Source organism: Rhodococcus sp. MPR-R1B (genome assembly GCF_058793255.1).
In genome coordinates, this window is sequence record NZ_JBXAFO010000005.1 from 124457 (window position 1) to 148060 (window position 23604).

The 23604-nt window shown below is 62.6% G+C and carries 22 protein-coding genes; 9 read left to right on the forward strand and 13 right to left on the reverse strand.

Annotated features, from left to right (window positions below; all coding sequences use genetic code 11):
• Positions 1 to 149: 149 nt before the first annotated feature.
• The gene (locus AC1Q61_RS09585) at positions 150 to 1139 is read left to right on the forward strand and encodes an iron-siderophore ABC transporter substrate-binding protein (RefSeq protein ID WP_029537512.1); all 990 of its coding nucleotides are present in this window, start codon (positions 150 to 152) and stop codon (positions 1137 to 1139) included.
• Positions 1140 to 1143: 4 nt separating this feature from the next.
• On the opposite strand, the gene AC1Q61_RS09590 is transcribed toward AC1Q61_RS09585, so the two are convergent.
• Together AC1Q61_RS09590 and AC1Q61_RS09595 are read right to left on the reverse strand one after the other, a co-directional pair.
• Positions 1144 to 1941, reverse strand: coding sequence for a helix-turn-helix domain-containing protein (locus AC1Q61_RS09590; protein WP_020968391.1), 798 nt, complete (start codon positions 1939 to 1941; stop codon positions 1144 to 1146).
• Between the two features lie 172 nt (positions 1942 to 2113).
• The gene (locus AC1Q61_RS09595) at positions 2114 to 2833 is read right to left on the reverse strand and encodes a hypothetical protein (RefSeq protein ID WP_020968392.1); all 720 of its coding nucleotides are present in this window, start codon (positions 2831 to 2833) and stop codon (positions 2114 to 2116) included.
• Between the two features lie 366 nt (positions 2834 to 3199).
• Between AC1Q61_RS09595 and AC1Q61_RS09600 the strand changes: the two genes are divergently transcribed.
• A complete protein-coding gene (locus AC1Q61_RS09600; protein ID WP_029254438.1) occupies positions 3200 to 3841 on the forward strand; it encodes a hypothetical protein in 642 nt (213 codons plus the stop codon).
• A gap of 88 nt (positions 3842 to 3929) precedes the next feature.
• Here AC1Q61_RS09600 and AC1Q61_RS09605 read toward each other — a convergent pair whose 3' ends face one another.
• The 7 genes from AC1Q61_RS09605 to AC1Q61_RS09635 all read right to left on the reverse strand — a co-directional run bounded on the left by AC1Q61_RS09605 (position 3930) and on the right by AC1Q61_RS09635 (position 9828).
• On the reverse strand, positions 3930 to 4622 hold the full coding sequence (locus AC1Q61_RS09605; protein ID WP_142006446.1) for an LpqN/LpqT family lipoprotein: 693 nt from the start codon (positions 4620 to 4622) through the stop codon (positions 3930 to 3932).
• A gap of 77 nt (positions 4623 to 4699) precedes the next feature.
• Complete coding sequence (locus AC1Q61_RS09610; RefSeq protein WP_020906112.1) at positions 4700 to 5572, reverse strand: 5-oxoprolinase subunit C family protein; 873 nt, start codon at positions 5570 to 5572, stop codon at positions 4700 to 4702.
• Positions 5573 to 5629: 57 nt separating this feature from the next.
• Positions 5630 to 6244, reverse strand: coding sequence for a 5-oxoprolinase subunit PxpB (gene pxpB, locus AC1Q61_RS09615; RefSeq protein ID WP_021342825.1), 615 nt, complete (start codon positions 6242 to 6244; stop codon positions 5630 to 5632).
• On the reverse strand, positions 6241 to 7002 hold the full coding sequence (locus AC1Q61_RS09620; RefSeq protein WP_021342826.1) for a LamB/YcsF family protein: 762 nt from the start codon (positions 7000 to 7002) through the stop codon (positions 6241 to 6243). Before AC1Q61_RS09620 ends, pxpB begins: the two co-directional genes overlap by 4 nt.
• 34 nt (positions 7003 to 7036) lie before the next feature.
• On the reverse strand, positions 7037 to 7918 hold the full coding sequence (locus tag AC1Q61_RS09625; protein ID WP_003945811.1) for a metal ABC transporter permease: 882 nt from the start codon (positions 7916 to 7918) through the stop codon (positions 7037 to 7039).
• Positions 7915 to 8757, reverse strand: a complete 843-nt coding sequence (locus tag AC1Q61_RS09630; protein WP_020723636.1) for a metal ABC transporter ATP-binding protein — start codon at positions 8755 to 8757, stop codon at positions 7915 to 7917. Before AC1Q61_RS09630 ends, AC1Q61_RS09625 begins: the two co-directional genes overlap by 4 nt.
• A gap of 120 nt (positions 8758 to 8877) precedes the next feature.
• Positions 8878 to 9828 (reverse strand): metal ABC transporter solute-binding protein, Zn/Mn family, encoded by a 951-nt coding sequence (locus AC1Q61_RS09635; RefSeq protein WP_019746850.1) that lies wholly within the window; start codon positions 9826 to 9828, stop codon positions 8878 to 8880.
• A 139-nt stretch (positions 9829 to 9967) separates the two neighbouring features.
• Between AC1Q61_RS09635 and AC1Q61_RS09640 the strand changes: the two genes are divergently transcribed.
• Entirely contained in the window at positions 9968 to 11056 is a 1089-nt protein-coding gene (locus AC1Q61_RS09640; RefSeq protein ID WP_003945452.1) for a LacI family DNA-binding transcriptional regulator, read from the forward strand.
• Between the two features lie 3 nt (positions 11057 to 11059).
• On the opposite strand, the gene otsB is transcribed toward AC1Q61_RS09640, so the two are convergent.
• Positions 11060 to 13600 (reverse strand): trehalose-phosphatase, encoded by a 2541-nt coding sequence (otsB, locus tag AC1Q61_RS09645; RefSeq protein ID WP_118606828.1) that lies wholly within the window; start codon positions 13598 to 13600, stop codon positions 11060 to 11062.
• An 87-nt stretch (positions 13601 to 13687) separates the two neighbouring features.
• Positions 13688 to 14326: a cholesterol catabolism transcriptional regulator KstR gene (gene kstR / locus AC1Q61_RS09650; RefSeq protein ID WP_003945752.1), complete on the reverse strand. Its 639-nt coding sequence runs from the start codon at positions 14324 to 14326 to the stop codon at positions 13688 to 13690.
• Positions 14327 to 14420: 94 nt separating this feature from the next.
• On the opposite strand from kstR, the gene AC1Q61_RS09655 reads away from it, so the two are divergent.
• From AC1Q61_RS09655 to AC1Q61_RS09680, 6 genes are all read left to right on the forward strand, one after another.
• Positions 14421 to 16583 (forward strand): acyl-CoA dehydrogenase family protein, encoded by a 2163-nt coding sequence (locus AC1Q61_RS09655; protein WP_136471263.1) that lies wholly within the window; start codon positions 14421 to 14423, stop codon positions 16581 to 16583.
• An 83-nt stretch (positions 16584 to 16666) separates the two neighbouring features.
• On the forward strand, positions 16667 to 17707 hold the full coding sequence (locus tag AC1Q61_RS09660) for an acyl-CoA dehydrogenase family protein (RefSeq protein ID WP_050657065.1): 1041 nt from the start codon (positions 16667 to 16669) through the stop codon (positions 17705 to 17707).
• Positions 17692 to 18843 carry an acyl-CoA dehydrogenase family protein gene (locus tag AC1Q61_RS09665; RefSeq protein WP_118606824.1) on the forward strand — a complete coding sequence of 384 codons (1152 nt, stop codon included), beginning with the start codon at positions 17692 to 17694 and terminating at the stop codon, positions 18841 to 18843. Before AC1Q61_RS09660 ends, AC1Q61_RS09665 begins: the two co-directional genes overlap by 16 nt.
• Before the next feature lie 7 nt (positions 18844 to 18850).
• Complete coding sequence (locus AC1Q61_RS09670; RefSeq protein WP_168798840.1) at positions 18851 to 19861, forward strand: bifunctional MaoC family dehydratase N-terminal/OB-fold nucleic acid binding domain-containing protein; 1011 nt, start codon at positions 18851 to 18853, stop codon at positions 19859 to 19861.
• Between the two features lie 2 nt (positions 19862 to 19863).
• A complete protein-coding gene (locus AC1Q61_RS09675) occupies positions 19864 to 20304 on the forward strand; it encodes a MaoC family dehydratase (RefSeq protein ID WP_020968404.1) in 441 nt (146 codons plus the stop codon).
• Positions 20301 to 21470 (forward strand): lipid-transfer protein, encoded by a 1170-nt coding sequence (locus tag AC1Q61_RS09680; protein WP_019746856.1) that lies wholly within the window; start codon positions 20301 to 20303, stop codon positions 21468 to 21470. Before AC1Q61_RS09675 ends, AC1Q61_RS09680 begins: the two co-directional genes overlap by 4 nt.
• 111 nt (positions 21471 to 21581) lie before the next feature.
• On the opposite strand, the gene AC1Q61_RS09685 is transcribed toward AC1Q61_RS09680, so the two are convergent.
• Together AC1Q61_RS09685 and AC1Q61_RS09690 are read right to left on the reverse strand one after the other, a co-directional pair.
• Positions 21582 to 22886 carry an HNH endonuclease signature motif containing protein gene (locus AC1Q61_RS09685; RefSeq protein WP_270008387.1) on the reverse strand — a complete coding sequence of 435 codons (1305 nt, stop codon included), beginning with the start codon at positions 22884 to 22886 and terminating at the stop codon, positions 21582 to 21584.
• Positions 22887 to 22956: 70 nt separating this feature from the next.
• The gene (locus AC1Q61_RS09690) at positions 22957 to 23604 is read right to left on the reverse strand and encodes an ABC transporter ATP-binding protein (protein ID WP_003945821.1); all 648 of its coding nucleotides are present in this window, start codon (positions 23602 to 23604) and stop codon (positions 22957 to 22959) included.

The window sequence follows — 23604 nt, forward strand, 5'->3', positions numbered from 1 at the left end:
AGAGCCGGAGCGGGTGCGGAAAGTGCTCGCAGATGCCAAGGGCTACGCGGCAGCGGACAGATGGAGTATCGACACCCCATTACCGGGATCAGGTCTCGATATACCTGCCTGGTCGAAACAAGTACGTTTGCGAAGAGAGCTGACAGAAGATGAAAAGCACTACCCGAATAGTGGCTGCGTTGGCCGCGATTGCCCTGCTCGCAGGCTGCCAGAGCAGCACCGAGTCAACAGCGTCGGAGGACACGACGCAGTTGGCCGAGACCGGTGCGCTGCCGGTCACCGTAGATCACGCGTACGGCTCGACCACCATCGAGACCGAACCTCAGCGGATCGTGACCATCGGCTGGAACAGCCAGGATTCGGTCCTGGCACTGGGCAAGACGCCCGTCGCCATGGAGTCGTTCAGCGGGGCAGGCTTGGAGAACGGAATCCTGCCGTGGGACGAAGAATTGTTGGGCGACGTCGAACCCACGTTGCTCGACAGCACTTCCGGTGTGCCTTTCGAGCAGATCCTGGCGTTGGAGCCGGACGTGATCATCGCGGTGGTCTCGGGAATCACCGAAGACGACTATGCACGTCTTTCTCAGATCGCACCCACGATTCCGTTCAAGGAGACCGCATGGGCGACTACGTGGCAAGAGCAGATGTCGACCATCGGTTCAGTACTCGGACAACCGAAGCGGGCGGCTGAGCTGATCGAGGAAACTGACGATTCCATAGCCGACCTGGCTGCTGGGTCCCCGAATCTGAACGGGAAAACCTTGACCTTCCTCTCGGGAAACATCGACGGCCTCACCAATTACTGCGCCGACGACGGCAGAGTCATCCTGATGTCCCAGCTCGGACTGAAGCAGTCGGCCGGAAGCGCAGAGCTGTGCGGGGACACCCAGGGGTCGGTGACTGCATCGCGCGAACAGTACAACGAACTGGACGCGGACGTGATCGTGCTCAACGACGCGAGTGGTCAGGGGCTCCCCGGATTGATGGGGGACAAGTTGTTTGCCGACCTGCCTGCAGTCAAGGACGGCAGGCTGATTCAGCAGCTCGGTCTGGCCCGAGTCATGGCACTGGCTTCGCCCACGTCGCTGAGCGTCAAATATGCCTTCGCCGAACTGGTCTCGAAGATGAACGGCTTCTGACCAGCTAGGCTGACAATTCGCACGCGTCCGAGTAATAGTTCTTCGGTGTTCGTCCGGTGACCTTGCGGAACACGCTGGTGAAGGCGCTGGGGGTTTCGTATCCGACGCGACGGCTAACCGTCGAAACAGGAACGCCCGCAGCGAGATAGGACATCGCGGCGCGGACGCGAACTTGAATCCTCCACTCGGTGAAGGACATCCCCGTTCCCTGAGAGAACACGCGGCTCAGGGTACGGGGGCTTCCACCGACCACATAGGCCCAATCGGCAAGCCCGCGTTGATCGGCGGGGTCGGCGATCAAGCGGCGTGCAACGGCGAGGGCCCGGGGATCGGCGGGCATCGGCACTGCGACATCAGCCGCCTCGATGGGCGCGAGCGTGTCGAAGACTACGGATTCCGCCCGCAAGCGAGCCTCGGTAGGCATGTTTCGCTGGTGCAGATGGATGAGCATCGTCTTGACCACGTCGTCGATGCCGATGATCGCGGGTTTTGTCCACGGGTGGGGGAACGACTCGGGCCGGAAATAGGTGAAGCGAGCCTCGGTGGATGCGCCGAGCGTGATGCGCCGTGGAGTTCCAGCCGGAATCCACATGCCGACCGTCGGTGGGATCTGCCAACGAACGTCGTCGATGTACGCGCTCATCTCGCCGGAAGCGCCCCACAGGAGTTCGTGCTCGGGATGGCGGATCTCACGCCACACGCGCTTCTGATCGCGCCCGATGGTGGACGTCGTCATGGCGAAGGGGAGCGGAACGTACCGGCCTGCCGGCACAGCCCAGTACGGAAATCCTGTGGAACTCATCGGTGGATCATACCGCGAGTGACTTAGGTAATGCTTTCCTATTTGGTTCTTCGACGCAGGGCACGACGGAGTGCGGTCGCGACAAAAGACCGAGGGTGGCACCGAGTCCGAAGACTCGATGCCACCCTCGATCACATTCCCCGACGGAGTGTTTACAGGTGGAGCAGGTGAATCAGCTGCCGTTGGCCAGGACACCGCTGATGATGTCGGAGATGAAGCCGGCCGGGTTGTCGAGGATGGAGGAGCCGGCCGAACCGGTTCCGCCCTCGCCGTCAGAAGAGCCGAAGCCCAGATCTGCAGAGCCTGATGCGGCAGCCTCACCGGGGTTCTTGGCGCGGATCTTGGCGTACACGCCGCTGATGTTCTGCTCGGTGTTGAACGTCGAGATGCCGATCGAACTCGACATTTCCTGGTACGAACCGATCGGTGCATCGTCGGCGACGAGGTACTGCGCCTCGATCGTCACGGTCTTGCTGCCGGTGGGCGAGATCAGCCAACCGGTGCTGGGCACATTCACGGTTCGGGCGGCAGTGTCAACCGAAGGCGTGACGGATTCGGTCTTCTGACCGCCGATCAAATGCCAAGCGTTGACCGTCGCCGTGCCCTGGATGTATTTGAACGTGGCGGGGTAGCGGTCGACGAACTGGTCGACGTAACGCTCGGGGTGGCCGGTCGTGGAGATGACCGTGCGCACGGTGACTTTGCCGCCGGGTGCAACTTCGCCGTCGCCGACGATGTTCTTGGTGATCCGGACGTTGGAGGAGTTGACCGTTGCCGAGGACGGGTGGGTGGCATCGGCGCTCGCGGTGCCTGCGGTCATTACGAGCCCGCTGGTTGCAAGTGCAGCGATTGCGATTCCGGTGAGTGTCTTGCGCATTGAGAAACGTGACATGAAATTCTCCGTTCGAGGGGTTCACGCTGACGGCGATGGGGATGACTCTTCAAAGGTTGCGCCGTGGTAACCATTGAAACCTATCGGACGCTTGCCTATGTGTCAGTTCGGCAGAATTTACGGAAAAGTCCGAATTGAGAGGACTTTTTCGACCTTGATTGCCTGTTGTTAACTGATTGGCGACCAATTCGGCGAAAAGCTGGGCGAATGTCCAGGTCGACTGTATCGTACTTCGAGAGTCGGGTTGCAACAAGTTCCAGTAATCAATGAATTCGGTTGTCCTGGAACCACACAGAGTGGAGATTGTTCGTGGCAAAGTTTGGATCCAGGAATCGTAGTCTGTCCACCGTTGGAGCTGGTTTGGGGGTGATTGCTCTTGCTGTGGGCGCAAGCGCGCTGGGTGCGGGAGTCGCGACTGCCGAGACGGCAACTTCTGGTGCCTACACATTTACTCGCACCGTGGACAATGCGTCCCCGAAGATCGGTGACACGATCACCTACACGACAGTGTCGAAGAAGAGCGGAATCGACGGATATATCAGCAGGTTCACCGAGACGCATGCCGCATGCTTGACCTTTGTCCCGGGCTCGGCGAAGGTCACGAAGTTTCACGTTGGCGGGACGATGACCGAAACCACTGAAACGCCGGAACTGACAGCCACGACGCTCGAGGTGACCAGTGCCGGCTGGATCAACAACGGCAGCAAACCGGTGACCATGAAGACCAGCTACACGGTCACTGCTTCGTGTGCGCCGGGAACCGTGTACGGAAGTGGATTGGCGGTAGGTGCCACGGTGATGGGCAACGGATTCCAGTCGAGTGCGAATTTCGCCAACTTGGGCCCGTCCATCACTGTCCGCGCCGCGGATGTGGTCGATCCCGTTGACCCGGTTGATCCCGTTGATCCCGTTGATCCCACTGGCCCCGGAACCGGTGGCGGAACCGGATCGCTCGGCTCGTTGAGTGGTGGCCTCGGTTCCCTCAGCGGCCTGTTCGGCTCCAGCTAGGCGAGAGTTGTGAAACGGCGGGCCGAGACTGTCGTAGTCTCGGCCCGCCGCGGTTGTTCGGTGATCAAGTGCTCAAATCATGAGGTGCTCAGCCGAATTCGATCGAGGTGTTGATTTCTTCCACCTGGTTGGAAGTCTGCATGTTCGTCGTGTCGGTGAACTGATTCGCAAAGCTGACCAGGTAGACCGGCGAGTTGTCGTCGGCTTGGTAAGCGACGACTGTCATGACGGCGTAGAGCGGAACGTCCAGGTTTGGGGCGGTCCAGGTTCCGGAGAGGCGGAACCCCTGCTGTCCGTCGACGTCGATCTCGGTGTACTTCACCTCGGTCCATCCGTCGAGGGTGGCGATCGTTTCACGCGCAGCGGCAAGAACCTCGTCTTTTGTTGCGGTGCCTTGGTTTTCGACCGTCACGGTGGTGTTCGGCATGAAACCGCTGGGTTCCTGGCTGTTGCTGGACAACGCATCCGTAACGCCGGCAGGGATGTTCTCGCCGTGAGTCCAGCTTGGCGGGAGGCTGACGCTGATGTTCGGCGCTTCGGGGTCGTCGCCGGTTTCGATCGTCGTCCGCTCACCGATGAACGGTGTCCCGTCCCGCAAAGTCGGCGTCGCGGCAGCGGCAGACGACGAGGATGCAGAACTTTCGGAAGCAGTGGTCTCACTGGTGTTGGTATCACTGGAGACAGCGTCGCCGCTTTCCGAACTGCTGCATCCGGACAGGACGAGTGCAGCAGTGATCAGTGACGCTATTCCGAGAGCAAGTGTGTTGCTCTTAGGGCTCATAGTGTGACAGTCCTTCAGGTTCTGGCGACGGCCGAGCGCCGCCGGCAGCATTGCTGGCGCGGCTGAGACTATCAGCGCTAGGACGGCCTGGTAGTGGCCTTCAAGGTAATGGTGCTGCCGGGCCGCAGCTGTGCCAGCGACGCAATCCCTGCGTCGGAAACGACGGCGATGACCGGGTATCCGCCGGTCACGGGATGGTCTGCCAGAAACACGACGGGCTGGCCGCCTGGCGGCACTTGGATGGATCCCATCACGACGCCTTCGCTCGGCAATTCCTCGGTGCGTGAGCGATGTAAAGGCCCTTGGCCCTGTAACCGGACCCCGACTCGGTTGGTGTGTTCGGTGACTTTCCACGTGGTGTGAAGGAGCGCGTGAACGGATGCGGCGGTGAACCAGGAATTTCGGGGGCCGAGCGTGATCTCGATCGGAACCGCGCCGAGTGCAGGTGCGGGCGGTGGAATCAACTCTTCGGTGGGCCACGTCCCTTCCTCTGCCCCGAGGAGGAGTAGATCGCCGGCGGCGAGCGGCGGCGGCCCGAGCCCGGAGAGTGTGTCGGTGGATCTGCTGCCGAGTACCTGTGGGACGTCGACGCCACCGCGTGCAGAGATATACGTTCTCAACCCGGTTGTGCTGTAACCCAATTCGATAATGCTGCCACCGCCCAGGTGGATGCTCGCGTAGTCAGGTGCCGGCCGTCCATCGACGGCCAGCGGCACCCGCGCGCCTGTCACTGCCACCGTCATCGAACCGACGGCCCGCATAGCAAAACCCCCAGTGGTGACTTCGATGGTTGCTGCTCGAAAAGTGTTGCCTACGAGTCTGTTCGCGCTGTCGTGCGAGATCATGTCGACGGCGCCGGATCTGCCGACCCCGAGAGCGCCGTAGCCTCTCCGCCCGCGGTCCTGAACTGTGGCGAGCGGGCCGGTACGCACTACCTCGAGCCAGGCCATGAATCCATTGTCCCGCAACAACGCGGTGAAGACACCAAAATCATGCTTGCACCGAAATCATGCACGGACAAAGGTGACTGTGGTGCCGGGTAGAAGCAGTGCCGGCGGGCGGCGCTCGGCATCCCACACCGACAGTTCCGTCGTTCCGATCAACTGCCAGCCGCCCGGGGAGCTACGCGGGTAGACGCCCGAGAACGGTCCGGCCAACCCGACTGCACCGGCCGGGACCTGCCTGCGCGGGTCCGATCGACGTGGAACTTCGAGCTTTCTCTCGTTGCTGGTCAGATACGCGAAGCCGGGGGCGAAACCGATGAACGCGACGGTCCACGACGCAGACGTGTGAGCCTCGATGACGCCGTCGACCCCGAGTCCGGTCAGCTTGCCCACTTCGACGAGATCGTCGCCGTCGTAGCGGACCGGAATCTCGACAGCAGGCCAGCTCTCATCTGCTGTGAGTTCGATCGGTACGGCCCCACGTACCCACTTCTCCACGAGTTTGCGTCCGGTAATCGTGTTGTCGTACTCGATCAGGATGGTTCGCGCCGCGGGAATCAGATCGATCACTCCGGGGATCCGACTGGCGTCGAGAGCCCTGAAGTTGCCCAGCACGCTCGGCAGTTCGTCGTATTCGACGAGGACTGCGGATTCACCGGCTGGCAGGATCGTGATCATGTGAACGGCGTGATCTCGACGTCGGAGGATTCGAGGAGAGCGCGGATCGCTGCGGCCATGTCGACGGCTGCCGGACTGTCACCGTGTACGCACACCGACTCCGCGGTGATCTTGAGGGTGCTCCCGTCGACCGCATCCAACTCGCCGTCGACGACCATTCGCCGAACCCGTTCTGCAACAAGTGCCGGGTCGTGCAGAACTGCGCCCGACTCGGTGCGGGGGACCAAGGTGCCTTCTGCCGTGTACGCGCGATCGGCAAAAGCCTCGGCGACCACGTCGAGGCCGGCTTCGCGCGCCTCTTCCAGAAACACCGAACCAGGTAGTCCGAGAACAGGTAGCGAACTGTCGTAGGCAACGACGGCGGCGACCACGGCCCGCGCCTGCCGTCGGTGATGGACTATTGCGTTGTAAAGCGCGCCGTGGGGTTTGACGTACGCGACCCGCGATCCGGCGACACGAGCCAAACCGTCGAGTGCCCCTATTTGATAAATGACGTCGGCGGTGAGGTCTTTCGGGGACATGTCGATGAAGCGTCGGCCGAAACCGGCGAGGTCTCGGTAACCCACCTGCGCGCCGATCCGCACGCCGCGGGTGGCTGCGGATTCGCAAGTCGCCAACAGCGTTGTCGGGTCGCCAGCATGGAATCCGCAGGCGATGTTCGCGCTGGTGACAAGTTCGAGCATGGCGTCGTCGTCGCCCAGAGTCCAGGCTCCGAAGCCCTCGCCGAGGTCGCTGTTCAGATCAACGCTGTAGCCCATACCTCGATTCTAGGTAGGTATGGGCTCTCGGTGTTCAGGCGTGCGCCGGAATCCGTCCCGCATTCTTGCGGCGTGCGGATCCGAAGAGTCGGCATATCAGGTAGATCACGAACGAGACCGAGGTGACGAAACTCGAGACGGGAACGCCGGGTGCCAGCGACAGAAGGATGCCGCCGACGGCTGCCAGTTCGGCGAACACGACGGAGAGGATCGTGGCCTTGAGTGGGCTTGCCGTGACGTACGCGGCGGCCGCTGCGGGGGTGATCAGCAGCGACATCACCAGCAGCGCACCGACGATCTGTACGCCGAGTGCTGCGGTGATGCCGACCAACACTGCGAACACGATCGACAGTGCCCGAACCGGAACACCGCGAGCTGCAGCAACTTCGGGGTCGGTGCTTGCGAACAGCAAAGGGCGGTAGATGAATCCGAGTGTGCCGATCACGATGACCGCGCACAGCAGCAGAAGTTCGAGACCACTGTTTCCCGGCGCCACGATCTGTCCGACCAACAGTGAGAAGCTGGTTCCCGTGCGACCGTCGTACGCCCAGAGGAACAACACCGACAAGCCGAGACCGAAAGCCATGATCACGCCGATCACCGAATCTCGGTCCCGCGCTTTGGCTCCGAGCAGCCCGAACAGCACTGCCGCGACCACGGATCCGACGATGGCACCGAAGCCGACGCCCACACCGACGAGAAGTGCGGCGGATGCACCCGTCAGTGACAGCTCACTCGTTCCGTGCACCGAGAACGACATCTGACGACTCACGATCAGCGGCCCGATGATGCCTGCCAACAATCCGAGGATGGCACCGGCAATCAACGCCTGTTGGACGAAGTCGTACTGCAGTAGGTCGACGGTGGCGGACACGTCGAACATCCGCGACATCGCGTCGGTGAACTTGTTACTCACTGGTGGTGATCCTCATCAGAATGGTGAACGCCTTCTCCCGGGCGTAGTCCGCCTGCGCTGCCGAGCGCGTCGATGGCGTCTCCGGTGCCGATCACGACGAGGCGGCCACGAACCTGCAACACTTCGACGTCGGTGTTGTACAGATCCGAGAGAACCTCGGACGTCATCACTTCGGCCGGCGTCCCGATCCGGAATTTGCCGTCCACCAGATAGAGCACTCGATCGACCAACGGCAGGATCGGATTGATCTCGTGCGTCACGAACAGCACTGCGGTGTCATGGCTGCGCCGACGCTTGTCGATCAGCGTCGAGACCAGGTGCTGGTTGGCGAGGTCGAGGCTGAGCAGCGGCTCGTCGCACAGCAGGATCCGCGGGTCGCCGACCAAAGCCTGTGCGATCCGCAGTCGCTGCTGCTCACCGCCGGACATGGAACCGATGGGAGCGTCGGCAAACGACTGGGCGCTGACCTGTGCGATGGCGTCGTCGACGATCTTGCGGCGACGCCCCCGGCGCAGTAGGCCCGTACCCCACTGGTGACCGTCGACGCCGAGGCCTACCAGGTCGCGGCCGCGGAGCGGGAGGCCGTCGTCGATGGATTTCTGCTGCGGGATGTACCCGACGTGTGAGTTCCCGGCCCGTGCCGGCGTGCCGACGATCTGGGCGCTACCGCCGCTGAGTTGTAGTTGGCCCAGCAGAATCTTCAGGAGCGAGGTCTTGCCCGACCCGTTCGGCCCGAGTACGGCGATGAACTCACCTGGCTGTACCTCGAGATCGAGCCCGTCCCACAATGTGCGGGCGCCGAAGGACAATCGAGCGTCCTTCAGCGTCACAGCGGGCACGGAGGCCTCTGAAGGCGCGGTGTTACCAGAAGGCACGGTGTTACCAGGGGGCACAGGAGTATTCGCGGAAGTTTCTGTCACAAGCCGATCGGTTCTTCTCGGAAATGGTGGGGCAAATAATTACTGGGCAGAGAGGGCGTTTGCGAGCGACTCCGCGGTCTGCGTCTGCCACTGAATGTAGTCCAGGCCCTCGGGGAGAGTCTCCGTAACCTCGACGACAGGCACTCCGGCGGTTTCGGCTGTGGTGCGCATGTCCTGGGTCACTTTGTCCTGCGTCTGGATGTTGTAGACCAGTGCGCGGGCCTGCTTCTCCGAGAGGAGCTGGCGCGTTGCGGCGATTGCGGCCGGTGACGGATCGTTGCCGTCTTCGATGGCACTGGTGAACTCTTCGGGAGTTGCGTCCTTCAGTTCAGCTGCGACCAGGAGGTAGTGCGCGATCGGCTCGGTCTGCGCCACCGGTGCGCCTGCGTGGGCAGCGGCTATGGAATCGGTGATCGCTGTGACGCCGGCGAGCTTCTGGCTGTATGCCTTCGCGTTGTCCTCGTAGGTCGCCGCGTTGTCCGGATCGAGAGCGCTCAGCTGATCGGCAACCGAATGTGCGACGGCGTCGACGGTCGGAATGTCGAACCAGACGTGTTCGTTGACTGCGCCGTGGGTGTGACCGTCATGCGATTCGCCCGCGGTTTCGCCGGCGTGGATGCCACCGTCGAGCAGGTTGTAGGCGTTGACCGTCTTCTGCTCACCCTTGCCTGCGTCGAGGACGTCGGTGATGAACTGGTCGTAGCCGCCACCGTTGTAGACGACGAGTGAAGCGTCGGTGATCTTGGCGGCATCGGCTGGAGTCGCCTCGAACGAGTGCGGGTCCGCGGACGGCTCGTTGATGATCGACGTCACGGTCAGCTTGTCGCCGGCGACGGCCTGCGCGACGTCGCCCCACACGTTCGTCGATGCGACGACGGTGATGCCTTCGTCTTTCGACGAGCTGGAGCTGCACGCGGTGAGCGCGAATGCTGCGGCGACCGAGACGGCCGCGAGGGCGGTGGCGGTGCGGAATTTCGACGACGAACGCACGTGCTTTTCTCCTGAACAAAGGCTGGGCTAAATGCTATTGGAAACCGTTACCGTTACACATTAGCGCATAGTCGCTGGTAGTTCACCTTCGGTTCAGCCCCAACGCGCCGTCTGCGGGCACTACGGCTAACGTCCGTTTATGCCCCGGTCCCGTCAGCCACGCCGTCAAGCCACTTTGGCGTCGCTTGCCGCCGAGCTCAATGTGTCGAGAACTACAGTCTCGAACGCGTACAACCGACCCGATCAGCTCTCCGTCGAGCTGCGGGATCGAGTGCTCCAAGCGGCCAAGCGACGCGGATACCCCGGACCTGATCCGGTCGCCCGCTCCTTGCGAACTCGCAAAGCCGGTGCCGTCGGTCTTCTGCTCACCGAAGCACTCAGTTATTCGTTCCGTGACCCGGCCGCCATGAGCTTCCTTGCAGGTCTCTCGGAATCGTGTGAGGACGCCGGCCAGGGCTTGCTGCTCATCCCGGCCGGGCCCGGCCGCGACGAGGTGGATGCTGCAGCCGTGGTCCAGCAGGCGGGCGTCGACGGCTTTGTCGTCTACTCCGTGGCCGACGACGATCCGTATCTCGCTGCCGTGCTCGAGCGTCACATTCCGATCGTCGTCTGCGACCAGCCGCGCGAGATTCCCGGTGCATCCCTCGTGGGCATCGACGACCGCGCTGCCATGCGCAAGGTCGCCGATTACCTCATCGGGCTCGGCCACCGCGACATCGGCGTGCTCTGCATGAGGCTGGGGCGCGACCGGATGGACGGCGTCGTCAGCCAGGAACGACTCAAGTCCCCACACTTCCACGTCCAGCGTGAGCGGATCGAAGGAGTGCGCGACGCGATGGTGGCGGCCGACATGGACCCACTCTCACTCACCGTGATCGAGCGGTACGTCCACACATCGCAGTCCGGGCACTCGGCGGCGGCGGAAGCTCTCGCGACCAACCCCGAGATCACCGCACTGGTCTGCACCACCGACGTGCTGGCTCTCGGCGCTTTGGACTGGGCGCGCTGGCAGGGCATCGATGTACCTGGCCAACTGTCGATCACCGGATTCGACGGCGTCGACGAGGCGCTGCGTGAATCACTCACAACGGTGCGCCAGCCCCAGGAAGAGAAGGGCCGGCGTGCCGGTGCGCTCTTGATGTCGCCGTCCGGATCCGGCGTTCCGATAGTCGAGATGCTCGACACCGAACTACTGGCCGGGCGAACATCAGGTCGGATCAAGGGGTAGCGCTCACGCCAGGAGTTGGGCGCAGCGCAACAAGCCCAGATGGCTGTACGCCTGGGGGTGGTTGCCCAGTGAGCGTTCCGCGATGGGGTCGTACTCCTCCGCGAGCAGTCCGGTGGGACCCGCTGCCGCGACCAACTGGTCGAACAGTGCCTCTGCTTGCAGGCGTTGCCCGATCAGTAGGTATGCCTCGACGAGCCAGGCGGCGCAGAGGTGGAACCCACCTTCGATGCCGGGCAGACCGTCGTCGTGATGGTAGCGGTATACCGTTGAGCCGCTGCGTAGTTCAGCCTCGGTGGCTACGACGGTCGCTGCAAAGCGCGGATCCGTCGGATCGATCAGCCCCGACAGTCCGATGTGCAGAGTCGCCGCGTCGAGATCGGTACCGTCGTAGGCTGCGGTGTACGACTGGACGTCGTCCTTCCAGCCCTTGTGTCGTACTTCGTCGGCGATCTGGTCACGCAGTTCCACCCACTCGGGCAGGGCCTCGCGAGAAAAGCGGGTCGCAAGATCGACGGCGCGGTCGACGGTGACCCAGCCCATAACCTTGGAATAGACGTGGTGGCGCGGGTTGTCGCGAATTTCCCAGATGCCGTGATCGGGTTCGAACCAGCGCCGCTGCACTGCTTCGACCATGGCGCACACCAGTTCCCAGTCGCGGTCGCTCAAAGGATCGGGATCACTGGCCTTTTCGCGTGCATTCGCCAGTTCGACGATGAGCTCGACGATCGGGCCGAACACGTCCAGTTGAACCTGCTGATTCGCGGCGTTTCCGACGCGGACCGGCCGGGAGCCGGCGTATCCGGGGAGTGAATCGATGACGGCCTCTGGCGGTAGCGAAGTCCCGTAGAGCGTGTAGAGGGGGTGCAGGCGCTCGGGTCCCGGCAGTGTTTCGAGCACGCGGTGTACCCAGTCCAGGTAGTTCTCGGCCTCGTCGGTGGATCCGACGCTCACGAGAGCTGTTGCGGTGAGGGCGGCGTCGCGCAACCAGCAATAGCGGTAGTCCCAGTTGCGGACTCCGCCGATCTCTTCCGGCAGGGACGTCGTCGCGGCAGCCATGATGGAACCGGAATCGGCGTGGACCAGCCCGCGCAAGGTCAGTGCAGAGCGTTTCATCAAGTCCGGCTTCAGCTTCGGGAGTTCGAGCGTCTTGGCCCAATCGGACCAGTAGGCCTCCGAGGTCGCTCGACGCTCGAGCTCCGGAACGTCGGACGGGCCGATTTCTTCTGTTCCGCAGCGCAATTCGAGGACGACGTCACCCTTGGACGGCTCGACGATGGCGTGGGCGGTCTGCTGGTTTCCGTCGGTGGCGATGTTCCACAGCACACCGGGGGAGCGGAGCACGTACGGCTCGTTGGTGCCGAGGACCCGAATGCCCTCGTCGACGACCTCGAGCGTGACCTGACCCTGGCCGAACTCGGGACGGGGTGCAAACGAGACGATCGCGTCGGCCTGACCGGAAATGATGCGGGTCAGGTCGGTTCGTCCCTGTGGGACGTCGTGGGGGAGGTAGTCGGTGACGGACAGGCTCGCCCAGCGGGTCTGAACTGTCATCGTGCTGTCGATGTACTTCTGGCTCAGCGGCAAGGCTGTGCGTCGAGGCCCGACCGAGAAGTGGCCGGCCCCGGTTCCGCCGAGAAGGTGTGCGAAGACGGCCGCTGAATCCGGTTCCGGGTGACACAACCAGGTCAGCGTCGCATCCGGGGTCACCAAAGCGACGGTGCGCGGACTGGCGAGCATCGAGAGTCGCTCGATGGGCGGAGCGTCGGCGCCGGAAAGCCACGTACGACGCTCGTCGAGCAGGAATGCCAGAGCGGCAGCGACGTCCTCGGTGCTGTCGACGCGATAGTCGGCGACGGTGTCCCCGCTGCCGACCTTGATTCCGATGTCCGGCCCCTGAAGCCTGCTGAACGCCTTTTCGTCGGTCACGTCGTCGCCGATGAAGACGGCAGCGGTTGCGCCGTCCTGATGGCGAATCAAGTCGAGTGCGTGCCCCTTGTCGGTGGCGATGACAGCCAACTCGACCACCGATTTGCCCTCGGTGACCTGAACGCCTGGCCAGAGTGCCGATTCGGTGCGGACGGCGATGAGCGCCTTCTCGGCGTCGTCGGCACTGGTGTTGCGTACGTGCAGTGCAACGCTGGCGGGCTTCTTCTCCACCGTTGCCCCAGGGGTGTCGGCGGCGATTCGGCCCAACTCGGTGACGATCTCGTCGAGCAGTTTCCTGGCGTCGGCGTCGATCGCGTGAACGAATCCGATGTCGAACTCGGAGCCGTGGCTGCCGACCAATTGCACTTCGGCGGGAAGTCGGGACAGCGCAGCCAGATCCTTGAGGGCGCGGCCCGAGATCACGGCAGCCGTCGTCGACGCGAGGCTGGCGAGAGATCGAAGCGCACGCACCGTTTCCGCCCGGGGATACGCCTTGTCCGGGTTGGCGACGATGGGTGCCATCGTCCCGTCGTAGTCGGAGGCTACGAGCAGACGCGGCGTGCGTGCCACGCCTGACAGCGCTCGGCGGAGTTCGATGGACAGATCTTGTGCGCTCACCTCTTCAAATCTAGGTGATGCAGCGACTCCTGGCTCGATACGTTTCCGGCCGATCAGTGCAAAAATGACAGATGCGACAAAGGATGTCTATTCGGGTTTCCGAGTTCCGTCACCGAGCAGCAGTTCAACCGTCAATTCCAGTCGATTGGCGACATCGGTAGCCGAAGAGCGTCGCGTGAGCCATGCCACCAAATTGGACAGCCACACATCGGAGATCACGCGCGCGATCGCCAACTGCTCTTCGGTTGGCTCCTCTTCGGTCATCGCTCGTGCGAAGAGGCGGTCCATCAACTGGCCCACCTGATCGACCTCGGCCGCTGCGGAGGCGTCGGCGAACATGAACGCGCGAGTCATCGCTTCGGTGAGGAGCGGATCGCGCTGCATCGCGCGGGTGATGAGGCTGAGGATCAGCTGCATCCGCTCGAGCGGACTGGTTCCAGGCGGGATCTTGCCCTTGGAATCGATCTTCTCGAATTCGCGTGCCAGGGCGGACACCAGTAGGTGAACCTTGGACGGGAAGTAGCGATAGAGCGTTCCGACTGCGACGTCGGCACGCTCGGCCACGGCGCGCATCTGAACAGCCTCGTAGCCCCCCTTGGACGCCAAGGCGAGTGTTGCGTCGAGAATCCGCTTGCGGCGTTCACGTTGCGCGTTGGAGCTGAGATCGTCGTCCCCGAGCGTTGCAGAAGCAACCGCGTTGGAGCGGGATCGGGATGTTGTGGTCATCGACAAATTCCTTCGCGCCTTGACTCTTGGCCAGGTGTCATATTAGAACACGTTCTAAACAATTGTGTCACTTATCGAGAGGCGGGAACCAGTTGTGACAATCGCCACGACCGATGAACAGCGGGCGGTCCAGGAATCGATAGAGGCCTGGGCTCGCTCGGCCACGCCGATGGACATGGTACGCCGTGGACCAGCAGTTTCGTGGCGGGAGAAATGGTCCGAGTTCGCGTCTCTCGGGATATTTTCGGTCGCCGTTCCCGAAGCGGTAGGCGGAGCCGGGGCCGAAATCGTCGATCTCGCAGCAATGCTCGAGCAGGCGGCAATCGAACTCGTGCCGGGTCCTGTTCTCACGACTGCACTCGCAGCTCTGGTGGTGGGGCGTAGTTCGTCGCCCGCTGCCAAGCGATGGTCCGAAACGCTCGCCGACGGTGCGCTGCCGTGTGCCGTCGTATTGGACGAAAGTCCAGTTGCGGCAACGGCGAATGCGTCCGGCGGCATCGAGCTTCATGGCGAAGGAGGTTACGCCTGGGGCGGCGATTCGGGCGTATCGGTACTCGTGTCGGCGGGCGTCGTGTCCGAAGACGAAGGCTCGCGTGTCGTCTGGGCCCTCGTCGACGGAGACAGCGAAGGCGTGACCTACGAAGCGGTCGACACGATCGACAAGTCGCGACCACTGGCGCGAGTCTCCTTCGATCGAGTGACGGTCGACGCCGACCGAATCCTCGATGACATTGCGCCAGGATCGGTTTCCGACCTAGCGGCGGTACTGGGGGCTGCCGAAGCTGCCGGAATTGCGGCGTGGAGCCTGCGTACTGCGGTGGAGTACGCGAAGATTCGCGAACAATTCGGAAAGCCCATCGGCTCGTTCCAGGCGATCAAACATATCTGCGCCGAAATGCTGTGTCGCGTAGAGAATGCCGGAGCCGTCGCCTGGGATGGTGCGGTCGCCGCCGAGTCGGGCGACGAACTTCCGATCGCCGCAGCAGTGGCCGCCGCGGTGTCGCTGGATGCCGCTGTCGACACGGCAAAGGACTGCATTCAAGTGCTCGGCGGCATCGGATTCACCTGGGAGCACGAGGCGCACTTCTACCTTCGTCGAGCACTGTCGCTCCGGCAGATTCTGGGCGGATCGTCTCATTGGCGCGCACGCGTCGCGGAATTGACGATCGGCGGCGCACGGCGTCACCTTCAGATTGACTTGAGTGAGCTCGAATCCGACCGGTCCGACATTCGCGAAGAGGTAGCGCAATTGGTGGCGCTGCCCGAATCCGAGCAGCGCAACGCATTGGCCGAATCGGGCTACCTTGCGCCGCACTGGCCCAAGCCGTACGGCCGGGGCGCCAAGGCCGCGCAACAGATTCTGATCGAAGAAGAATTGGCGGCCGTCGGTATCGGCCGACCCGATCTGGTGATCGGCTGGTGGGCAGTGCCGACCATCCTCGAGCACGGCAGTGCGGAGCAGATCGAAAGATTTGCGACTCCGACGCTCAAGGGCGAGATCACCTGGTGCCAGCTCTTCAGCGAACCCGGCGCAGGTTCGGATCTTGCGGCACTGCGCACGACCGCGGAAAAGGTCGACGGCGGTTGGAAGCTGAACGGCCAGAAAGTCTGGACTTCGCTTGCGCGTGAAGCTGACTGGGCCATCTGCCTCGCCAGGACCGATCGCGAGGTTCCCAAGCACAAGGGCATCACGTACTTCCTTCTCGACATGAAGACGGCTGGGATTCGAATCTCGCCGCTGCGCGAGATCACCGGAGATGCCCTGTTCAACGAAGTCTTCCTCGACGACGTCTTCGTCCCGGACGAGTGCGTCGTCGGCCAGCTCGGTGGAGGCTGGAAACTGGCCCGAACGACCCTCGCCAACGAGCGGGTCGCAATGAGCGGTGGCTCTTCGCTCGGCGGTGCGATGGAGGAATTGCTCGAGCTGGCCGGCGACCCCGATCCTGTGGTGGCAGACAAGCTCGGTGGGCTGATCGGAACCGCCATGGTGGGCTCACTGCTGGAATTGCGCACGACACTGCGGCAATTGGACGGTCAGGATCCGGGTCCGGCGTCGAGCGTCCGCAAGCTGGTGGGCGTGCGCCAGCGTCAGAATGTCGCAGAGTTCGCCATGGAATTGGGTGGTACTGCCGGGTGGGTGGAGGGCCCGCTTTCGCGTGAGTTCCTCAACACGCGATGCCTGTCGATTGCCGGCGGAACCACGCAGATTCTGTTGACCGTCGCCGCGGAGAGAATTCTGGGCCTGCCCCGTGATTAGACGGCGTGAGTAGAGGCCTTTAGAAATGTCCACGTTGGTGATACAACTAGAACACGTTCTACATCAGAGACAGGATTGCCAGCGTGGACTTCACTCCCGATGAAACCCAGGAAGCGGTAGCCGAGGTGGCTACCGCGCTCCTTGCCCGCGAACTGGAGCCGGACGCGCTCTGGGCGGCATTCGCCGATGCCGACCTGCTCACGTTGGCCCTGCCCGAGCGTCTGGGCGGCGAGGGACTCTCCGTCGCCGACGTCGGTTCCCTCCTCGTCGAGGTCGGCCGGGCCGCTGCTCCAATTCCGGCTCTCGCAACCCTCGGCTTCGGTGTACTCCCCATAGTCGCTCTGGGGACCGACGCTCAACAGGACGAATTGCTCACCGGAGTCGGCGCCGGACGGGTGTTCACCGCGGCGCTCGGTGAGCCGGGTCAGCAGTTCCCGGCACAGCCGTCGACCACCGCCCATCAGTCGGGCGACTGGTATCGCGTCAGCGGGACGGTGCTTGCCGTGCCTTTCGCGGCGAGCGCACACAGAATCCTTGTGCCCACCGACGCCGGAGTCGTTCTCGTCGATCCGACCGCCGCCGGCGTCGCATTGACGCCGACTCCCAGTGCGTCCGGCAGTCCCGAGTTCGCAGTCACCATGGACGAGGCAGTCGGTGAACTTCTCGGTGCCGGCGAGGAAGCCGTCCAGACGCTGTACCGGATCGCCACGGCAAGCATCGGAGCCGTTGCAGATGGTTTGGTGTCCGGTGCCGTCGATCTCACTGCGGCGCATGTCGGCTCGCGTGAGCAATTCGGTAAGCCGCTCGCCACGTTCCAGGCAGTCTCACAACAGATAGCCGACGCGTACGTCACCTCTCGGACCCTTCACGTCGCGGCGTTGTCGGCGTCCTGGCGCGTGTCGGAGGGCCTGGACGCCCAGTCGGACCTCGACGTCATGGCGTACTGGATCGCCCAAGAAGTGCCTGCCACGATGCAGGTGCTTCACCACCTGCACGGCGGTCTGGGCGTCGACGTCACGTATCCACTTCATCGTTACTACTCGACTGCAAAAGACCTGGCACGCCTGCTCGGCGGTGCTTCGCAGCGACTCGACCTCGTGGGGGCCCGGTGTTCATCGATCTGACCGACAGTCAGCGCGCATTGCAAGCTGAACTTCGACGCTACTTCTCGACGCTGATCTCGCCCGAAGAGGCCAAGATCATGCGCGTGGAGCGGCATGGTCCTACCTATCGCGAGGTCATCCGTCGTATGGGCAAGGACGGCTGGCTCGGCGTCGGCTGGCCGGTGGAGTTCGGCGGACGTGGGTTCGGTGAAGTCGAGCAGCAGATTTTTGTCAACGAGGCTGTGCGGGCGGATGTCCCACTGCCTTCGGTGACGTTGCAGACCGTCGGTCCGACCCTGCAGAAGTACGGCAGCGAGGAGCAGAAGCAGAAATTCCTGCCCGCGATCCTCGCCGGTGAAGTGCACTTCGCGATCGGCTACACCGAACCGGAAGCCGGCACCGACCTTGCAGCACTGCGCACTTCGGCGGCACGAAATGGTGACGAGTACGTCGTCAACGGCCAGAAGATTTTCACCACCGGCGGGCATGACGCCGATTACGTGTGGCTCGCCGTGCGGACAGGGTCTGCCGATTCAAGGCACCGCGGCATCTCCATCCTGATCATGGACACCAACGATCCCGGCTACACCTGGACCCCGATCATCACCTGCGACGGTGCGCATCACGTCAACGCCACCTACTACGAGGACGTTCGCGTTCCGGCGAACATGCTTGTGGGTGAGGAGAATCAGGGCTGGCGCTTGATCACGACGCAGCTCAACCACGAACGCGTCATGCTCGGTCCGGCAGGTCGTGTCGCAGGGATTTACGACCACGTCTTCGATTGGGCCAAGCGTGAAAACCTGCTTGATCACGTTGACGTACGGCGCGCGCTCGGCGAAATTCATGCGACGTACCGCCTCAACGAGCTGCTCAACTGGCAAGTGGCGTCGAGTGATTCGGAGTCGGTGGATATCGCCGACGCTTCGGCAACCAAAGTGTTTGCGACCGAGCGTATCCAGCGTGTCGGTCGACTGGCGGAAGAGATCGTCGGGCGGTACGGAAATCCGATCGATCCCGAAACTGCTGATCTCATGGAGTGGCTGGACATGCAGATCAAGCGCAACCTGGTGATCACCTTCGGCGGTGGAGTCAACGAGGTGATGCGCGAATTGATTGCGACCGCCGGCCTGAAGCTTCCTCGCGTTCCGAGATAGGAAACAAATCGTGTCAGATCCCATTCTCACTGCTGCCGAGCGGGTTCGAGAGGACGGGCCAAGCGCTCCTCGCGCCGGCCGGGACCCCGTGAACTTGCCGATGATCCGCAACTGGGTCGAGGCGATCGGTGACGAGAACCCGATCTATGTCGACGAATCGGCCGCCCGCGCCGCCGGACACGACGGAATAGTCGCACCGCCGGCGATGGCGCAGGTATGGACGATGCGCGGTCTGGGGGCAATTCGAGAAGCCGACGACCCGTTGGGCCGGATGACAGACATCCTCGACGAGGCCGGATTCACCTCCGTCGTCGCGACCAACTGCGATCAGATCTACCACCGCTACTTGAAGCCGGGTGAAGAAGTCACCATCTCCTCGGTGTTGGAAGACGTTGTGGGACCCAAGAAGACAGGTCTTGGTGAAGGATGGTTCTTCACTACTCGCAGCTTCTGGCGGGTCGGCGAAGAACTGGTCTCGGAGATGATGTTCCGGATCTTGAAGTTCGCGCCGCCAGTCAGCGAGAGTTCCTCCACTGACGTGCCTGCGGACCTGGACGCATCTCGAATGCTGCGTCCGACAGCATCCCTCGACACGCAGTTCTTCTGGGACGGTGTCGCCGCACACGAGTTGCGTATTCAACTGCGTGCGGACGGTTCGGTACAGCACCCGCCGGTGCCCGCGATCTGGAAACACAAGTCGGAGCAGACCGACTACGTGGTGGCGTCAGGTCGGGGAACGGTCTTCAGCTTTGTCGTTCACCACGCCCCCAAGGTTCCTGGTCGGTCGTTGCCGTTCGTCGTTGCCCTGGTCGAACTGCCTGAGGGTGTGCGGATGCTCGGCGAATTGCGCGGCGTCGATCCGTCGAGTGTGTCGATCGGAATGGAGGTGGAGGCGATCTACCTCGACTTCCCCGGAGACGACGAGACCGGGGGAACTCCCTGGACTCTGTACGCCTGGCAGCCGGTTTCTGTGTCTGCGGTGTCTGCGGTGTTTGCGGTTTCTGCGGTGAAGGAGTGACGATGACTTTGACGACGGATATCACTGTGGGAGAGGTTCTTCCGCAGCTCTCGATTTACGGCGACCCGACGTTTGTGGTCTCGGCGGCGCTCGCTACCCGCGATTTTCAAGATGTTCACCACGACCGCGATCTCGCACAGAAACGCGGCTCGAAAGACATTTTCGTCAACATCCTCACCGACACCGGCTTGGTGCAGCGATTCGTGACCGATTGGGCCGGACCGCGGGCTGTACTCACGTCGATCAAACTCCGCCTCGGAGTCCCCTGGTACGCCTACGACACCTTGACGCTCTCCGGAACGGTGACCTCCTACGACGAGGATCTCGTATCGCTCGCGGTGGTCGGCAAGAACAGCCTGGGAGATCACATCACCGCACAGGTCACACTGGCATTTCCGGCGTCGGGCTCGAATGGAGACATTGAAAACGGAGACATTGAATGAGCGCATTGTCCGGCAAGGCAGCGATCGTCGGAATCGGAGCCACGGATTTCTCGAAGGACTCCGGTCGCAGTGAACTGCGACTGGCCGCCGAGGCTGTTCAAGCCGCGTTGGACGACGCCGGTCTGACACCCGCCGACGTCGACGGTCTTACCTCGTTCACCATGGACACCAACACCGAAGTGGCAGTAGCTCGTTCGGTGGGGATTCCGAACCTCAAGTTCTTCAGCCGCATTCACTACGGAGGCGGTGCCGCTGCGGCGACGATTCAGCAGGCCGCCATGGCTGTTGCCACCGGCGTCGCAGACGTCGTCGTCGCTTACCGCGCGTTCAACGAGCGATCGGGTGCCCGTTTCGGGCAGGTGAACTCCGGCCTTGTGGCGCAGGTCAATTCGTCGGGCACGGATAACGCTTTTTCCTATCCTCACGGATTGGGTACTCCCGCATCCTTTGTCGCGATGGTCGCGCAGCGATACATGCACGTATACGGAGCGTCCAGCGAGGACTTCGGTCGAATCGCCGTCGCCGACCGTAAGCATGCAGCCACCAATCCGAAGGCGTTCTTCTACGGAAAACCGATTACCCTCGAGGACCATCAGAACTCGCGATTCATCGCTGAACCTTTGCATCTCCTCGATTGCTGCCAGGAATCCGACGGCGGCATCGCGATCGTCGTCACCTCGCCAGAACGAGCCAAAGATCTGAAGAACACCCCCGCCGTTATCGCTGCCGCCGCACAGGGCAGCGGGGCAGATCAATACATCATGACCAGCTATTACCGCGACGGTTTGACCGGCCTACCGGAGATGGGCCTTGTCGGCGATCAGCTCTGGTCACAAAGTGGGCTGCGCCCGTCGGACATGCAGACGGCGATCTTCTACGACCACTTCACGCCCTATGTTCTGATGCAGCTCGAGGAACTCGGTTTCTGTGGCAGGGGAGAGGCAAAGGACTTCATCGCCGGTGGCGCAATCGAACTCGGCGGCAAGCTTCCGATCAACACCCATGGTGGACAGCTCGGCGAGGCATACATTCACGGGATGAACGGTATCGCCGAGGGTGTTCGGCAGATCCGCGGTACTTCGGTCAACCAGGTCGACTCCGTCGAGAATGTACTGGTGACTGCGGGAACGGGCGTTCCGACATCGGGGCTTGTGCTGACTCGCTGATTATCGTGGGCACAGCTTCATCAAGCGTCACGGCCGGTTGGCACCGCATCGAGGTCTCCTTCGATGCGGTGCTCGGTCCGTGTTCTGTTGTCGCCAAAGAGGTTTGACCTCTCAGGTTTTGAAGGTGGTGTTCGCCGGCCTGGGTTGCTGCCCGGGGTCGATCGAGGGCGGCGGAATGAACCACGGTTTGTTGTCGACTCCTATGCGGATTTCCCATTTCCCGACGAATCCGGCTTTGCGGTGCATCAGCCGGTGATGTGAACGGCACAGCAGGACCAGGTTGTTCATCTCCGTCGGGCCACCGTTGGCCCAGTGCTTAATGTGGTGCGCATCGGTCCAGGCGGGTACGCATGTGCAGCCGGGGAAGGCGCAGCCCTTGTCCCGGGCGATCAACGCCACTCGCTGTTCGGCGGTGACCAGCCTCTTCCCTGGTTGCGCATCCAAGGGCGCGCCGTGATCGTCGAGCAGAACGGTCGAGAGGAAACAATCACACCCGAGAAGCCTTGTCTGCGACACGGACAGCGGTCCGAGCCAGGGCATGTGCCCGACATCAAGATCAGACACAGCCACTCCACCATCAGCCATGGAGGGTGTTGCGGCGCAGTCCCGATGCTCAGCTAAATCCCGAGCATTGATGTGCACATTCACGTGCGGACGCTGACCACCATCGATTCCGGTCTTGGCGCAATCGAGATAGCGGCGGATCAGTTCGGTGAACCCGTCGGCAGTCCGTTTCGCCGCCGACCGAGCATCGGGCGTCCCATCCGGTGCCGGGGTCGGCATCGTCAGATTCGACAACGCCGACAACAACATTTCACCGGTGAGGGCGTCGAAATCCCCACGCACCACCACCCGACCGTTCAATGTCGACGCGATCCGCAACTCGTTCCGGTCGACGTCTTCGGCGGGTGGAATCTCATCCGATTCGAACAACCGCTCCAAGGTCGCGATCACGTTCCGCACTTTTGTCGTCGTCGCCTCAACTCCGGAAGCAGCCGCAAGCAGTAGGTCGATACAGCGAGGGAGCGCGGCGTCTGGCATGCCCTTCGGTGGTGATTCACAGAACGCCACGATCAACACGGCATGCTCGAAGGAGCAGTCCCCGCCATCGAACCGAGCAGCCACCGCCGGAAACGGCCGCAAAGCTGCACCCAACGCGGCGATCTTCTTCCCGTCCCGAACCTGCAGCGTCGTGTTGGCCGCCAACCAGGACCCCACTCCGCGGCTGGCGATCACCTGATCATCCGGGCGCAACGACAACTCGTCCACCACCGCCACTCGAACGGCTTCGAGGCGCAGAATCTCCGCACTCGCCGACACCGCAGCAGCACGCAACTCAGCAGCAGACAACTGCCACAGGCGTCCGCGTAACCCCACCGCAGAACCAGACACCACGTCCGACAACAAGACGCTCATTGAATCCCCCGATCCCCTGCCCAAATCATACTCGAACATACGTTCGGGTCAAGGGTCGATTTCGCAGGGGCTAAGCGCTGATACTGTCGAGGTCGTGGACCACGTCGCAGCAGGCGCCGAGTAATTCGCGATCATGGCTGATGAGTAATACACCGACGCCGGTTTCGGCGGCGCGACTCTCGATCAACCGAATGAGCGCGGCCGTCGTGGCGGCGTCGAGCATCGCCGTCGCCTCGTCACAGATGAGGTATTTCGGTTGTTGCGCCAGCGATCTCGCCAGGCAGGCGCGCTGTAGTTGGCCGTCGCTCACCTGGTGTGGTCTGCGCGACAAGAGATCGGGAGTGAGGCCCACTTCTGCTGCCAGCGCGGCCACATCGATTGACCTACTGGCAATGTCACCGGGTTGGCCGATGATCGAGGCGAGCGTCTGCCGAGGGTCGGTCGATGCGCGAGGTGACTGAAACAGCATGGACACCGTGCCGCGTAGTGCCGCGGGTACCGAGAATTTGGTACCCACAACGGGTGATCCGTCGATCCGCACTTCGCCTGACCACGGTGCATCCAGCGAAGCGAGAATCCTTGCAAGTGTTGATTTTCCGGTGCCCGAAGGCCCGGTCAGGCCGATCAGCTTTCCCGACGGAATCTCGAGCGAGACGTTCTCGAGAACTGGCCGGTTGCGACGGTAACCGCTGGTGATTCCCAGAGCTTGCAGACTCAT